This window comes from Rhizobium sp. 11_C7_N12_5 (genome assembly GCF_051811145.1).
Taxonomy (GTDB): Bacteria; Pseudomonadota; Alphaproteobacteria; order Rhizobiales; family Rhizobiaceae; genus Rhizobium; species Rhizobium lusitanum.
This window is the reverse complement of the sequence record NZ_JBPWPY010000001.1, coordinates 2,338,695-2,352,054: the sequence shown is the minus strand read 5'-3', so window position 1 is coordinate 2,352,054 and position 13,360 is coordinate 2,338,695. Positions and strand designations below refer to the sequence as shown.

Genomic DNA, 13,360 nt, shown 5'->3' with positions numbered 1-13,360 from the left:
CTATTCTTCGTAGCTGTGTCCGGCCCGCAAACCTTCGCGGACACGATGGGCGATCTCCAGGAATTCAGGCGTTTCGCGAATGCCGAGCGGGCGTTCGAGCGGAAGCGTGGATTCGATGACATCCGTGACGCGGCCGGGACGAGGGGACATGACCACGATCTTGGTGGAGAGATAGACTGCCTCGGGGATGGAATGCGTGACGAAGCAGATGGTCTTGTTCGTTCGCTTCCAGAGCTTCAGCAGCTGTTCATTGAGGTGGTCGCGAACGATCTCGTCGAGCGCGCCGAAGGGCTCGTCCATCAGCAGAAGATCGGCGTCAAAGGCGAGCGCGCGAGCGATGGAGGCGCGCTGCTGCATGCCGCCCGAAAGCTGCCAGGGGAATTTCTTCTCGAAGCCGCTGAGATTGACGAGGTCGAGCGTCTGGGCGATGCGCTGGGCCTGTTCGTTTCTGGCATAGCCCATGATTTCCAGCGGCAGGGCAATGTTCTTTTCGATGGTGCGCCAGGGGTAGAGTGCGGGCGCCTGAAAGACATAACCGTAGGCACGGGCCTTGCGCGCTTCGTCCGGCGTCATGCCATTGACGGTGATATCGCCAGAGGTTTTCCGCTCCAGATCGGCGATCACGCGCAGGAATGTAGTCTTTCCGCAGCCGGAAGGGCCGATGAAGGAGACGAAATCGCCCTTTCGAACATCGAGATCGACATTGCTCAGCGCATGCACAGGCCCGTCATTCGTATCGTAGGTGAGACAGAGGTTCCGCGCGGAGACGACGGAGGAAGCGGACGACGTCATTAACACCTACCAGTCCTATTTTCGCCACGCAGTCGGGGCGGATTGCTTGTTATCCAGTTTGGCATTGCTGTAGCTTTGGAAAACCAGGGCGCCGCGCGGCTGCCGGATCCAGAGGAGCAATGCCATGAGTTTGTCATCAAAGCCCACCTGTCGTGTCGTGCGGCCCGGCAGCACCTATGCCGGAAAGCAGGGCTTCAGCTATTTCGAGGGAATCGCCGCCGAGACAGTCGGTTCGACGGGCATCTGCATGCATCTTCTGACCATTCCGCCGGGCGGCCGCGCCAAGGCGCATCTGCATGCGTCGCACGAGACGGCGATCTATGCACTTTCCGGCGAGACGCATTGCTGGTTCGGCGATCAGCTGGAAGAACACGTTATCGTTCGCGAGGGCGAAATGTTCTACATTCCGGCCGGCGTCCCGCATCTTCCCGCCAATCTCAGCGACCGGCCGGCGACAGCCGTCATCGCCCGCACCGATCCGAACGAGCAGGAAAGCGTCGTCCTGCTGCCGGATCTGGAGCGGCATGTGCCACGTTGATAAACCGATGGGCCGAACGACTGGGGCCAAGCGTCACACCCCGCTTGCGGGGATGCCGCTGCGCTGAACCTTGCGCGGCGCGGTGACTTCCTTCCAGGTCGAAAGCGCCCGGTTGGCGGCGGTGAACGGCTCGCGCTTGACGAACTCGCCGTGGCCTTGTTGCGTCTTTACCGTGCCTTCCTCGATGGCGACGACGCCACGGGTCAGCGTGTAACGCGGCAGGCCGGTCACTTCCTTGCCCTCGAAGACGTTGTAGTCGATCGCCGACTGCTGCGTCTTGGCGGTGATGGTCTTCGAGCGATTCGGATCCCAGACGACGATATCGGCATCGGCGCCAACGAGGATCGCGCCCTTCTTCGGATAGATGTTGAGGATCTTGGCGATGTTGGTGGAGGTGACGGCGACGAACTCGTTCATGGTCAAGCGACCGGTCTTGACGCCATGGGTCCAGAGCATCGGCAGGCGATCCTCGAGGCCGCCGGTGCCGTTCGGAATCTTGGTGAAATCGTTAAGGCCGAAGCGCTTCTGCTCTGTCGTGAAGGCGCAGTGGTCGGTTGCGACCACCTGCAGCGAGCCCGAGGCGAGGCCAGCCCAGAGGCTGTCCTGATGCTGCTTGTTGCGGAAGGGGGGCGACATGACGCGGCGGGCGGCGTGATCCCAATCGGGGTTGGCATATTCGCTTTCATCGAGCGTCAGGTGCTGGACCAGTGGCTCGCCATAGACGCGCATGCCCTTCTGGCGGGCACGGCGGATGGCTTCGTGGGCCTGTTCGCAGGAGGTGTGGACGATGTAGACGGGCGAGCCGGCCATATCGGCGATCATGATGGCGCGGTTCGTCGCCTCGCCTTCGACCTCGGCCGGACGGGAATAGGCATGTGCCTCCGGCCCGTTATTGCCTTCGGCCAGGAGCTTTGCCTGCATCTGCGCGACCACGTCGCCGTTTTCGGCATGGACGAGCGGCAATGCGCCGAGCTCGGCACAGCGCTGGAAGGACGAGAACATCTCGTCGTCATCCACCATCAGCGCGCCCTTATAGGCCATGAAGTGCTTGAAGGTGTTGATGCCCTTGTCGCGAACGATGGCCTCCATCTCGTTGAAGACCTGTTCTCCCCACCAGGTGATCGCCATGTGGAAGGAATAGTCGCAATTCGCCCGCGTCGACTTGTTGTCCCACATGGTCAGCGCTTCGAGCAGCGATTGGCCGGGCGAGGGCAGCGCGAAATCGACCACCATCGTCGTGCCGCCGGCGAGCGCCGCGCGGGTGCCGCTCTCGAAATCGTCGGAGGAATAGGTGCCCATGAACGGCATTTCGAGATGCGTATGCGGATCGATGCCGCCCGGCATGACATAACAGCCGGAGGCATCCAGCACCTCGTTGCCCGACAGGTTCTGCCCGATCTCGACGATCTTCCCGCCTTCGACCTTGATATCGGCCTTATAGGTCAGGTCGGCCGTGACGATGGTTCCACCCTTGATGACTGTGCTCATGACGTTTGTTCCCTGTTCTTAAGAGGCTGGCATCCGTGACGCCACATCATCGGACCCTTCGGGCCACCTTCTCCCCGAGGGGAGAAGGAGAGGCGTGGCGAGTCTTCGGCGATAAACAATTTCTGATTGTGCCAACGGTTTCTTGAGAAAGATGGTGCTGTGGCGGAAATCCCCTTCTCCCCTCGGGGAGAAGGTGCCCGAAGGGCGGAAGAGGGGGATGGCTGGGCGCGAGCCGTGATCAAGCCACGATCTCCGCCGTCTCGACGACCGCATGGAACAGCACATCCGCACCGGCGGTCGCCCATTCCTTGGAAATCTCCTCGGCCTCGTTGTGCGACAGGCCGCCGACGCAGGGGCACATGACCATGGTGGCCGGCGCCACCTTGGCGGCCCAGCAGGCATCGTGGCCGGCGCCGGAGATGATGTTCATATGGCTGTAGCCGAGCCTCTCGGCGGCGCTACGCACCGTGGCAACGAGCTTTGGGTCGAAGGTCACAGGCTCGAAATGGCCGATGGCCTCGACGGAGCAGCCGACGCCGAGGGCGTCGCAGATGGCAGGCGCCTCGGCCTCGATCTTGGCGCGCATGCGATCGAGCTTCGCCTTGTCGGGCGTGCGGATGTCGACGGTGAAGACCACCTTGCCGGGAAGCACGTTGCGCGAGTTCGGCGAGAAGAACACCTGGCCGACGCCGCCGACGGCGCCCGGCTGGTTCTCCATCGCCACGCTCTGCACCATCTCGACGATCCGTGACATGGCGAGACCGGCATTGACACGCATGTTCATCGGCGTCGAGCCGGTATGGGCTTCCTTGCCGGTCAGCGTGAATTCCAGCCACCACAGGCCCTGACAGTGCGTGACGACGCCGATGGTTTTCTCTTCGGCCTCGAGGATCGGCCCTTGTTCGATATGATATTCGAAATAGGCGTGCATCTTGCGGGCACCGACCTCTTCGTCGCCGAGCCAGCCGATGCGCTTCAGTTCCTCGCCATAGGTCTTGCCCTCCGGATCCTTACGGCCATAGGCATAGTCAAGCGAGTGTACGCCGGCAAAGACGCCCGAGGCGAGCATAGCGGGAGCAAAGCGCGCGCCCTCTTCATTGGCCCAGTTGGTGACCACGATCGGATGCTTGGTCCGGATGCCGAGATCGTTCATGGTGCGAACGACTTCGAGGGCGCCGAGCACGCCGAGCACGCCGTCATATTTGCCGCCGGTCGGCTGGGTATCGAGATGCGAGCCGACATAGACCGGTAGTGCGTTTGGATCGGTGCCGGCGCGGGTCGCAAACATGGTGCCCATCTTGTCGACGCCGACTTTCATGCCGGCGTCTTCGCACCATGTCCTGAAAAGGCTGCGTCCTTCGGCGTCGGCATCGGTCAGCGTTTGACGATTATTGCCGCCGGCAATGCCGGGGCCGATCTTCGCCATGTCCATCAATGCGTCCCAAAGGCGATCGCCATTGATACGCATGTTCTCTCCTGGCGCTGCCACCATGATGCAATCCTCACCTGTTTCGTCCCCGGGCATGCAAGGTGCATGCCCGATTGTTCCCGATGGTCTATCCGAAGCGTCTACTTGTTTTTATCGCCTCGGGAAATCGCCAGTTGCCTTTAAGAGACATCTGACAGATAATTTGACCGATTGGTAAACATTACAACTTCCGTGGCGCGGCTCAAGACGAAAAGCACGAAAAATTCCGATAAAATTTCAGGCGATTGCCTAAATTCAAAGCACTGACAGGGTGAATGAGAGCTTGGCCGAAAGGCTTGGATTTCAAGGAGAAACAGAGCAGATATGGCCATCCCCAGAGCCGCCCGCACCCAACGCCGCACCCGGATTCAGGAAGAAAAAGAGGAAATCATACTCGAGGCCGCACTCGATGTATTTTCCGTAAGCGGCTTTCGCGGCTCGACCATCGATCAGATCGCCGAAGTGGCGGGCATGTCGAAGCCCAATTTGCTCTATTATTTCCGAACGAAAGAGGCCATGCATCGGGCGCTGATAGACCGGGTGCTGTTTACCTGGCTGGAACCGCTGCGTGCCTTCGATGCCAACGGCAATCCTGAAAGCGAGATCCGCTCCTACATCCGCCGCAAGCTCGAAATGGCCCGCGATTTCCCGCGCGAAAGCAGGCTCTTCGCCAATGAGATGCTGCAGGGGGCGCCGCATGTCGAGGATGAGCTGCGCGGGCCGCTGAAGAGCCTTGTCGACGAGAAGGCGGAAGTCATCCGTGCCTGGGCCAAGGCCGGCAAGATCGCCAAATGCGACCCCTATCACCTGATCTTCTCCATCTGGTCGACGACGCAGCATTATGCTGACTTCGACGTGCAGGTGCGCGCGGTGCTCGGGCAAGAGCATTCGGGCGAGGGGCGGTTCGAGGATGCTGCGCGCTATCTGGAAAAGCTCTTCGTCGATGGGCTCGGCATTCGCCAACCATAATTCGGCATTTTTACCGTCACTCTCTACCGGCCTGGCTTTTTACACCCACGTCGTTGGACGTGGGTGCAATGTTGACTGGTGGAGAGACGCTTACTCCGCCGCGTGCTGCGCCATCGGATTGTTCGGATGGGTTGTCCAGTTGGCGTAGTTCGGATCGACGATCTTGCCGGTGCGCTTGTCGAGGCTGCCGGCCGGCAGTTCCTCCATGGTGATGCAGTTCTCGACCGGACAGACGCTGACGCAGAGGTTGCAGCCGACGCATTCCTCGTCCATCACCTCGAAATGCCTGACGCCATCAACCATGTTGGTGATTGCCTGGTGCGAGGTATCCTCACAGGCAATGTAGCAACGGCCGCACTTGATGCAGGCATCCTGGTCGATCTTGGCCTTGGCGATGTAATTGAGGTTGAGATACTGCCAGTCGGAGACATTCGGCACGGCGCGGGCGATGATGTCGTCCAGGCTGCGATGTCCCTTCTCGTCCATCCAGTCGGAAAGGCCCGTGATCATCTCTTCGACGATCTTGAAGCCATAGGTCATCGCCGCCGTGCAGACCTGCACATTGCCGGCGCCAAGCGCCAGGAATTCGGCCGCATCGCGCCATGTGGTGATGCCGCCGATGCCTGATATCGGCAGGCCGTAGGTTTCGGCATCGCGGGCGATCTCGGCCACCATGTTGAGCGCGATCGGCTTGACCGCCGGGCCGCAATAGCCGCCATGGCTGCCCTTGCCGCCGACGGTCGGGTTCGGTGCGAAATTGTCGAGATCGACTGATACGATCGAGTTGATCGTGTTGATCAGCGATACGGCATCAGTGCCGCCGGCCTTGGCGGCGCGGGCGGGCTTGCGGATGTCGGTGATGTTCGGCGTCAGCTTGGTGATGACGGGCATGCGGGTGTATTGCTTACACCAGCGCACGACCATTTCGATATATTCCGGCACCTGTCCGACCGCAGCACCCATGCCGCGCTCCGACATGCCGTGCGGACAGCCGAAGTTCAATTCGATGCCGTCTGCTTCGGTGTCCTCCACCAACGGCAGGATCGCCTTCCATGCATCCTCGACGCAGGGAACCATGATCGAGGCAATCAAGGCACGATCAGGCCAGTTCTTCTTAACCTGCTTCATTTCGCGCAGGTTGGTATGGAGGTCGCGGTCGGTGATCAGCTCGATGTTGTTCAAGCCGAGCAGGCGGCGGTCGGCGCCCCAGATCGCACCGTAGCGCGGGCCGTTGACATTGACGACCGGCGGGCCTTCCTCGCCGAGCGTCTTCCAGACGACACCGCCCCAGCCGGCCTTGAAGGCGCGTTCGACGTTGTAGGCCTTATCGGTCGGCGGCGCGGAGGCCAGCCAGAACGGGTTCGGAGACTTGATGCCGATGAAATTATTGCGGAGATCAGCCATTTCGATTCTCCTTTCAGGCGACTGCAGCGGCCGACTGGGCGGCAGCGAGCGCATGGTTGATGGATTCGGCCGCGTCGCGGCCCTGGGCGACGGCTGAAACCGTCAGGTCGTCGCCGCCGAGCACGCAGTCACCACCGGCCCATACGCCTTCGACCGAGGTCCGGCCTTCGCCGTCGATGGCGATGCGGCCGGCTTCCATGCGCAGGGCGCCGAGGCCGGAGGCCTCGAAGGTCTGGCCGATCGCCTTGAAGATCTGGTCCGCGGCGATGACGCCGACATCGCCGGTGCCGGTGAGCTTGCCGTCGCGCAGCTCGGTATATTCAACCTCGATGCCGGCGACCTTGCCGTCCTTGTCGAGAATGCGCTTCGGGGCGAGCCAGTGGCGGATGATGACGCCCTTGGATGCGGCGAGATCCTGCTCGTATTCCGAGGCGTTCATGTGTTCCTTGCCGCGGCGATAACAGATGGTCACCTCCTCGGCGCCGAGCAGTTTTGCCTGCACGGCCGCATCGATTGCGGTCATGCCGCCGCCGAGAACGACGACGCGGCGGCCGATGGCGATATCGGCCTTGTCGTTTGCCTGGCGCAGATCGGCGATATAGGCAACGGCATCGGCGACGCCGTCGAGATCCTCGCCTTCGGCGCGCAATGCGTTGACGCCGGCAAGACCGAGGCCGAGGAAGACGGCGTCATATTGCTGGGAGAGGTCGGACAGGCTGAAGTCGCGGCCGAGCGCCTGGCCGTTCTTCACCTCGATGCCGCCGATGGCGAGCACGTATTCGACTTCCTTCTGGGCGAAATCATCGACTGCCTTGTAGGTGGCGATGCCATACTCGTTGAGGCCGCCGGCCTTTTCACGAGCGTCGAAGATAGTGACCTCATGGCCCTTCACGGCGAGGCGATGGGCGCAGGCAAGACCGGCCGGACCGGCGCCGATGACGGCGATCTTCTTGCCGGTCGTGGCGGCACGGGCATAGAACTGCTTGTTCTCAGCCATTGCGGCATCTGTCGCATAGCGCTGCAGCCGGCCGATCTCGACCGGACGCTCTTCGGCGGTGTTGCGCACGCAAGCCTGCTCGCAGAGCTGCTCGGTGGGACAGACGCGGGCGCACATGCCGCCGAGGATGTTCTGATCGAAGATCGTCTTGGCCGAGCCGATCGGATTGCCCGTCGAAATCTGGCGGATGAACATCGGAATGTCGATGGAGGTGGGACAGGCCGTCATGCACGGCGCGTCGTAGCAGAAATAACAGCGGTCGGCTGCGACCAGCGCCTCGTGATTGTTCAGGCGCGGGTGAAGATCGGAAAAGTTTGCATCATATTCGGCGGGCGTCAGCCTGCCTTTATGAATCCCAGTTTCCAGTCGTCCCATTGAAGTTCCCTCTTATAGTAAACGGCTAGTGGCAAGAACGGTAACTCAGGATAAAAAATTTATCAAACGGTAAAATTTTGACCCTCGAAATTGCCTGGGCACGCATTTCGGCCGTGGCGTGCAAGCGTTCGGGAGGACTGCGTCGGGTCGTTCAACTATATGTTTTGATGGGTTTTCTTGTGATCTTCAGATGAGGGTGTTCGAAGGCTGCGCGGTTTCGCCATGGCGCGGTACAGCCGCCGGAACGTAGCCGGCGTCATTTCGCGGTTGCGATGGATGTGAAGAAAAAATGATTTTTTTCGTGATCGCGTGGAACCAAGGCCCTGCTGCCCCGTTTACCTATCGTCCGGATGATGATCGCATCTCCTGATGCGCGCCCAAAGCCATCATCGGACTTCTACTCACGGTCCCCTCCCGATGAGTGTAAAGCAGCCAGTGCGTCGCCCTCGCACTGGCTGTTTTCTTGACGCCGTCAGCGGCGTCTCAGTATTTCATACTCTGTCTCGGGAATGGTGAGGTGATAGCCGATATTGCCGTCGCTGATGGTGAACTGGGCACGCCCGTTCATGGAAGTCGGCACGACTCGTTCGAGCACCGTGCGGCTGAAACTGTTATCCTCAAATTCATGGTCGGCAGGCGCGTGGAAACGCTCCAGCCAAGCCACTTCTATGGCTTTCTTCCCGTCCAGCTCGGCTTCCTTGCAATTCAGCGTGATACTGGTTGCCCCCGCTGAAATGGCGCCGTGCGACGCGGAGTTGACGATCAGTTCATGCAGGGCAAGCCCGAGATGCACGGCGGCATTGGGTGTCAGATGTGCATTGATGCCGTAGATCGGCATGGGGACGCCGGCATCGGGCCAATAGGGAGCGAACTGCTTCTCGGCAAGCTCGAACAAGTATGCGCCGCGCCAGCTGGAGTCGGTAATGAGGTCTTGCGAATTCGACAGGGATTGCAGGCGGCCGCGGAATTTGATCAGGAAATTATCGAGGGAAAGCGTGTGGCGCGCCGTCTGCGTCGCAATCCCCTGAATGATCGCCAGGAGATTCTTGGAGCGGTGCGACAGTTCGCGCAGCAGCGACTTCAGGACTTTTTCGCGGTGGCGGCTTTCCGTGACTTCGGAGATGACGGACAGCACGCCTTGCGCCTTGCGGCCACCAACGCGTTCCATTTTCAGCTCATAGATGCGCACGCCGTCGCCGCTTGCAATTTCTACTTCGGCGGTCACGGCCCTGCCGTTTTCAAGCACGCCCCGCTTCAGCAGCGTAAGATGCTCGCCATCCTTGTCGCCGAACAAATGGCAATCGTTGCCGCCGATCAGCAAAGATGGCATGAGGTGCTCGGGGAGGTTGTCGGCATAGCGGATTGCGAGTGTCGTGTCCTGAAACAGGACGGATACATTGGCGCTAGCAAGCGCCCGCTCCATCAGAGCGGCTTTGCCTTCCAAACTCAAAGGCGCGCCGGACAATGGTTCAGACGTATTCACGGCGTGCCTTTCACTCGAATTTCGAGATGTCCACCGACGGGGACATTCTCAATCGGAAGAACTCGGACCGATCTATAAAATCGTGCGGGATAACAGTCGGTAAACCGATCGCCGCGGACCAAAACGTCCGGCTATCACCTTTGTTCCGCGACGGAGGTTTCAATTGAATCAGGCGGCCACCTTTGTGGTTTCGTTAAAGAAAAGAGCCTGGCTGATAAGAGCCTTCACCATGTCCGGATTGAATGGCTTGGTGACGAGGAAGGTCGGCTCCGGTCGCTCGCCGGTCAGAAGGCGCTCTGGAAACGCGGTGATGAAGATGACTGGGATGTTTGCAGTCTTGAGGATATCGTTGACGGCATCGATACCCGAGCTGCCGTCGGCAAGCTGAATATCGGCAAGCACCATGCTGGGCTTGGTGGCATTATGCAGCGCGACCGCTTCGGCATGGGTGCGAGCGATGCCCGTGACCCGATGCCCAAGGCTTTCCACCATCTGCTCGATATCCATGGCGATCAGCGGCTCATCCTCGATGATCATGATATCGGTCGCTACCTGCCGCGAAATTTCCTGCGATGCCGCATCAAGCAGATGCATCGTGTCGCTTTCCGACACATCGAGAATATCGGCGATCTCGCCGAGACGGAAACTTTCAACGGAGGCAAGCAGAAACGCCTGACGCGCAACCGGAGAGACCTTGGACAGGTTTACCGAGGCGCGCTGTTCCCATGCGTAGGGTGAATTCGGTTCAGGAATCTGTAGGGTCAGGGAACCGAACAGCTTTGTGAACAGTTTATAGAGTGCAACGCGGTCGTTGTCCGTATCCGGGAATATGGAAATATCGGCGATGATAGCTTCCAAAACCGCAGCAACATAGGCGTCTCCTGACGTCTGCGTTCCGGTTAAAGCACGTGAGTAGCGACGCAAATACGGAAGGTGCGGCGCAATGCGTGTGGAAAGTGTCATCAATGGCTCCCGCCTTTTATCACATTCTAATTAAAATACAGCCCGGAGGCCGCAATGACTAACAAACGTCAGTTGAGTAAAAAAGTTCCTCTTTGTCGGAACTTTTTTTAGGCAGTCGCATTACAATGCTTACAAACGGTTGGCTTCATCCTTTACGATTCGTTAGGAAACAGTTCTGGAGAGGTTTGCCGGTCTTCCGGACGGGAGGCAGGAAGCATACCCGACCCACGAACGCGACACATGAGAAGCGAGCAGGTTAAATGACAATTCAGAATAATGAGGAAGCGGACAACAAGGCATCAGACCTACGCGTGATGGATATCCTCGACCCCAACAATCAGATCGGCAACCGCCTGCGTTCCTTCTACGCTGCCATGCAGGACGAAGTCATTCCCGATCGCTTTCTTGATCTGCTTGAGAAGTTGGATCAGGCAGAGCGCATGGCTTCCGTAAAGGTGTCCGAATAGGGGTGGGCGTGATGGAAACGCAATCGAGCTTCAAGCGCGAACTTCTCGCGGCTCTGCCGAGTCTTCGTGCTTTCGCCATTTCGCTGACCGGGCGCCATGACCGTGCCGATGATCTTGTGCAGGACACGATCATGAAGGCTTGGGCCAAGCAGGATCATTTCGAGATGGGCACGAATATGAAGGCCTGGCTCTTCACCATCCTGCGCAACGAACTTTATAGCCAGATGCGCAAGAGCGGACGCGAGGTACAAGACAGCGACGGCATATTTACTGAATCGATGGCGACACATCCCTCGCAATACGGCGCGCTCGACCTGCAGGACTTTCGCAAGGCGCTGGATCAATTGCCGCCGGATCAGCGGGAAGCCATCATCCTGGTGGGCGCTTCCGGCTTTTCCTATGAAGAGGCTGCGGAGATCTGCGGCTGCGCCATCGGCACGATCAAAAGCCGCGTCAACCGCGCTCGCCAGCGCCTGCAGGAATTGCTTGACATCTCCGGTGAAGCTGACTTTGGGCCTGATGCGACGTCGGCGCCGCTTACCTCCAAGGCATTCGCTTTCTGATAGCAAAAAGCCCGGCCGTATTTGATACGGTCGGGCGTCCTCCCATTTTTCATTATGTTTTACACCTGATGCGTTTCTCAAAGCCGGCGCTTGCGTCGGCTTTTTTCTACGTGAGGCGTCAATCGTCGTCGTCGCTCGATCCGAATACATTGCCAAACACGAGCGCGGCGGCAATGGCCGCTGTCATCAGCGGTTGCTTCCTGACAAGGCCGAGTACCGCTGCTGCTGCAGATTCCAATGCGAGCCGCCGTTCGCGGGCTCGGCGTTGCTCCTGTTTGTTGACGATCGCCATGACGACTAGGACAATCAAACCTAGCAAGAGTGCGCCTGCGGCGATCAGAAGTGCCGCGACTGCGGCGCCATAGATGGTCGCCAGCGATATCGCGGCGGCGATCAGCGCAAAGGCGTAGCCCGTCAGCAGAAGAAGGACTGCTATGGCGATGAAAATACCGTTGCGCTTGGTTCGCGCAACGGTGCGATTGATAGAGCCGGACAAGAGCAGGCCGAGAATCGGAGCGAGCATGCCAACTTCCTAGCGGCGTGACAGAAGCAGAGCGATTGCAAGTCCGAATGCCGCAGCCGCGCCGACCGTGGCGACCGGATGCTGGCGAACGGTCCTGCGGACTTCGCGAGAGCCCCGTGTATAACCCTTTTGCAGGTCGCGTAGCAATTCCTCGCCGCGAACCGTCAGGTCGTCGAATCCCGACTCGGCCCTCGCGCGCAATTTCTTGCCCTGCTTTGCACCGTTATTGCCAATCAGTTTGGCAAAGGCTGCAACTTCCTCGCGCAGGGATTCGATCTGGTCTTCGATGCTTGCCTCGACATCGTGCAGGCTGCTGCCGTTACGCTTGCGTGTCGAATGGAGAATGGATGAAGCCATGTTTGAGCTCCCTTTCGTCGTTTACTGCGTTGCTTGGCGCCGGTGGAGCGCCACCTATCGTTATGATCGGATATTGCGCGGCGCACTAGGTGGGTGAGCGTGCGGAACATTTATTCCCATCACTATACCTCAACGCGTGGATGCAATGAAAAGTTCCAAAGCGCGTGACTTAAGGGAAGCTCAGCCGGGGAGGGCGCTGTGGGCGAGGACGAAGGGTACACCGTCGGCGGGAATGCGATTGACCCTTAGATTGCAGCCGAAGATATCCTGCAGATGCCGGTCTTGCAAGACCTCCTTGACCGGGCCGGCGGCCCGCAGCTGGCCTTCCTTGAGCAGAACCATCTGGTCGGCGAAGAGGGCGGTCAGATTAAGATCGTGCATGACAGCGATAACGCCGCCGCCGCGTCGGCAAAATTGCCGTGCGAGCGTCATGATGGTTAGCTGGTGGCTGATGTCCAGGCTGGAAACCGGCTCGTCCAGGAGCAGCCAGCAGGGCTTGCCGTCGATGACGGGTTCGGAAATCTGGCAAAGCACGCGGGCGAGCTGCACGCGCTGCTGTTCGCCGCCGGAAAGCTCCTGGTAGAAGCGTCCCTCGAACCCGATGAGATCGACGCAGGCCAGTGCGTCCGCGGCTATGCGGTCAGCCTGTTCCGGACGACTGTTGCGGCCGGTAGTCAGGCCCATGCGGACGATTTCGCGAACCGTGAAAGGAAAGGAGATGGAGCTTGCCTGCGGCAGCACGCCTCGCATTTCGGCGAGCTGCCACGCCTGCAGGCTACCGATTTCCGAGCCGTTCATATGCACCGAACCCTGATAGGCCAGCTCGCCTGAAATTGCCTTCATCGTCGTCGTCTTGCCAGAGCCGTTCGGTCCGCAGATCGCCGTCAGCGTTCCCGGCTCAGCCGCAAAAGAGACTTCCTTCACGACGGCCTTGCCGCCGAGCCGGACGACGAGATTGGAAACATCGATCATC

Annotated in this window: 14 protein-coding genes; 4 read left to right on the top strand and 10 right to left on the bottom strand. The window is 59.7% G+C overall.

Translation table 11 applies throughout. The features are described 5' to 3' along the window. Positions 1-792 (bottom strand): ABC transporter ATP-binding protein, encoded by a 792-nt coding sequence (locus AB8B29_RS11625; RefSeq protein WP_037195157.1) that lies wholly within the window; start codon positions 790-792, stop codon positions 1-3. Between the two features lie 124 nt (positions 793-916). On the opposite strand from AB8B29_RS11625, the gene AB8B29_RS11620 reads away from it, so the two are divergent. Then, the gene (locus AB8B29_RS11620; RefSeq protein WP_037195154.1) at positions 917-1,330 is read left to right on the top strand and encodes a cupin domain-containing protein; all 414 of its coding nucleotides are present in this window, start codon (positions 917-919) and stop codon (positions 1,328-1,330) included. 33 nt (positions 1,331-1,363) lie between these two features. Here AB8B29_RS11620 and hydA read toward each other — a convergent pair whose 3' ends face one another. Beyond that, a complete protein-coding gene (gene hydA / locus AB8B29_RS11615; RefSeq protein WP_092573297.1) occupies positions 1,364-2,818 on the bottom strand; it encodes a dihydropyrimidinase in 1,455 nt (484 codons plus the stop codon). 238 nt (positions 2,819-3,056) lie between these two features. Next, positions 3,057-4,310, bottom strand: coding sequence for a Zn-dependent hydrolase (locus AB8B29_RS11610; protein WP_113118516.1), 1,254 nt, complete (start codon positions 4,308-4,310; stop codon positions 3,057-3,059). A 300-nt stretch (positions 4,311-4,610) separates the two neighbouring features. Between AB8B29_RS11610 and AB8B29_RS11605 the strand changes: the two genes are divergently transcribed. Then, positions 4,611-5,255, top strand: a complete 645-nt coding sequence (locus AB8B29_RS11605) for a TetR family transcriptional regulator C-terminal domain-containing protein (protein ID WP_037195138.1) — start codon at positions 4,611-4,613, stop codon at positions 5,253-5,255. Between the two features lie 90 nt (positions 5,256-5,345). Here AB8B29_RS11605 and preA read toward each other — a convergent pair whose 3' ends face one another. The 4 genes from preA to AB8B29_RS11585 form a co-directional block, all read right to left on the bottom strand. Continuing rightward, complete coding sequence (gene preA, locus AB8B29_RS11600) at positions 5,346-6,659, bottom strand: NAD-dependent dihydropyrimidine dehydrogenase subunit PreA (RefSeq protein WP_113118454.1); 1,314 nt, start codon at positions 6,657-6,659, stop codon at positions 5,346-5,348. 13 nt (positions 6,660-6,672) lie between these two features. Continuing rightward, positions 6,673-8,031: an NAD(P)-dependent oxidoreductase gene (locus AB8B29_RS11595; protein ID WP_037195134.1), complete on the bottom strand. Its 1,359-nt coding sequence runs from the start codon at positions 8,029-8,031 to the stop codon at positions 6,673-6,675. A gap of 472 nt (positions 8,032-8,503) precedes the next feature. Continuing rightward, positions 8,504-9,496: a sensor histidine kinase gene (locus tag AB8B29_RS11590; RefSeq protein ID WP_439006684.1), complete on the bottom strand. Its 993-nt coding sequence runs from the start codon at positions 9,494-9,496 to the stop codon at positions 8,504-8,506. Between the two features lie 186 nt (positions 9,497-9,682). Continuing rightward, positions 9,683-10,477, bottom strand: a complete 795-nt coding sequence (locus AB8B29_RS11585) for a response regulator (protein WP_113118456.1) — start codon at positions 10,475-10,477, stop codon at positions 9,683-9,685. 260 nt (positions 10,478-10,737) lie between these two features. On the opposite strand from AB8B29_RS11585, the gene AB8B29_RS11580 reads away from it, so the two are divergent. After that, the gene (locus AB8B29_RS11580) at positions 10,738-10,944 is read left to right on the top strand and encodes a NepR family anti-sigma factor (protein ID WP_037195131.1); all 207 of its coding nucleotides are present in this window, start codon (positions 10,738-10,740) and stop codon (positions 10,942-10,944) included. A gap of 11 nt (positions 10,945-10,955) precedes the next feature. Beyond that, complete coding sequence (locus AB8B29_RS11575; protein WP_034505427.1) at positions 10,956-11,507, top strand: RNA polymerase sigma factor; 552 nt, start codon at positions 10,956-10,958, stop codon at positions 11,505-11,507. Positions 11,508-11,625: 118 nt separating this feature from the next. Here the strand turns inward: AB8B29_RS11575 and AB8B29_RS11570 are convergent, their stop codons facing one another. The 3 genes from AB8B29_RS11570 to AB8B29_RS11560 form a co-directional block, all read right to left on the bottom strand. Continuing rightward, complete coding sequence (locus AB8B29_RS11570) at positions 11,626-12,030, bottom strand: hypothetical protein (protein WP_037195130.1); 405 nt, start codon at positions 12,028-12,030, stop codon at positions 11,626-11,628. Positions 12,031-12,039: 9 nt separating this feature from the next. Then, positions 12,040-12,387, bottom strand: a complete 348-nt coding sequence (locus tag AB8B29_RS11565) for a glycine zipper domain-containing protein (protein ID WP_037195129.1) — start codon at positions 12,385-12,387, stop codon at positions 12,040-12,042. Positions 12,388-12,567: 180 nt separating this feature from the next. Beyond that, positions 12,568-13,359 carry a heme ABC transporter ATP-binding protein gene (locus tag AB8B29_RS11560; protein ID WP_113118457.1) on the bottom strand — a complete coding sequence of 264 codons (792 nt, stop codon included), beginning with the start codon at positions 13,357-13,359 and terminating at the stop codon, positions 12,568-12,570. Position 13,360: the final 1 nt, after the last annotated feature.

What these genes read in the sequence shown, in the direction of transcription:
- AB8B29_RS11625 (WP_037195157.1), bottom strand. Translation starts at nt 792, where the DNA reads ATGACGTCGTCCGCTTCCTCCGTCGTCTCCGCGCGGAACCTCTGTCTC.
- AB8B29_RS11620 (WP_037195154.1), top strand. Translation starts at nt 917, where the DNA reads ATGAGTTTGTCATCAAAGCCCACCTGTCGTGTCGTGCGGCCCGGCAGC.
- hydA (WP_092573297.1), bottom strand. Translation starts at nt 2,818, where the DNA reads ATGAGCACAGTCATCAAGGGTGGAACCATCGTCACGGCCGACCTGACC.
- AB8B29_RS11610 (WP_113118516.1), bottom strand. Translation starts at nt 4,310, where the DNA reads ATGGTGGCAGCGCCAGGAGAGAACATGCGTATCAATGGCGATCGCCTT.
- AB8B29_RS11605 (WP_037195138.1), top strand. Translation starts at nt 4,611, where the DNA reads ATGGCCATCCCCAGAGCCGCCCGCACCCAACGCCGCACCCGGATTCAG.
- preA (WP_113118454.1), bottom strand. Translation starts at nt 6,659, where the DNA reads ATGGCTGATCTCCGCAATAATTTCATCGGCATCAAGTCTCCGAACCCG.
- AB8B29_RS11595 (WP_037195134.1), bottom strand. Translation starts at nt 8,031, where the DNA reads ATGGGACGACTGGAAACTGGGATTCATAAAGGCAGGCTGACGCCCGCC.
- AB8B29_RS11585 (WP_113118456.1), bottom strand. Translation starts at nt 10,477, where the DNA reads ATGACACTTTCCACACGCATTGCGCCGCACCTTCCGTATTTGCGTCGC.
- AB8B29_RS11580 (WP_037195131.1), top strand. Translation starts at nt 10,738, where the DNA reads ATGACAATTCAGAATAATGAGGAAGCGGACAACAAGGCATCAGACCTA.
- AB8B29_RS11575 (WP_034505427.1), top strand. Translation starts at nt 10,956, where the DNA reads ATGGAAACGCAATCGAGCTTCAAGCGCGAACTTCTCGCGGCTCTGCCG.
- AB8B29_RS11570 (WP_037195130.1), bottom strand. Translation starts at nt 12,030, where the DNA reads ATGCTCGCTCCGATTCTCGGCCTGCTCTTGTCCGGCTCTATCAATCGC.
- AB8B29_RS11565 (WP_037195129.1), bottom strand. Translation starts at nt 12,387, where the DNA reads ATGGCTTCATCCATTCTCCATTCGACACGCAAGCGTAACGGCAGCAGC.
- AB8B29_RS11560 (WP_113118457.1), bottom strand. Translation starts at nt 13,359, where the DNA reads ATGATCGATGTTTCCAATCTCGTCGTCCGGCTCGGCGGCAAGGCCGTC.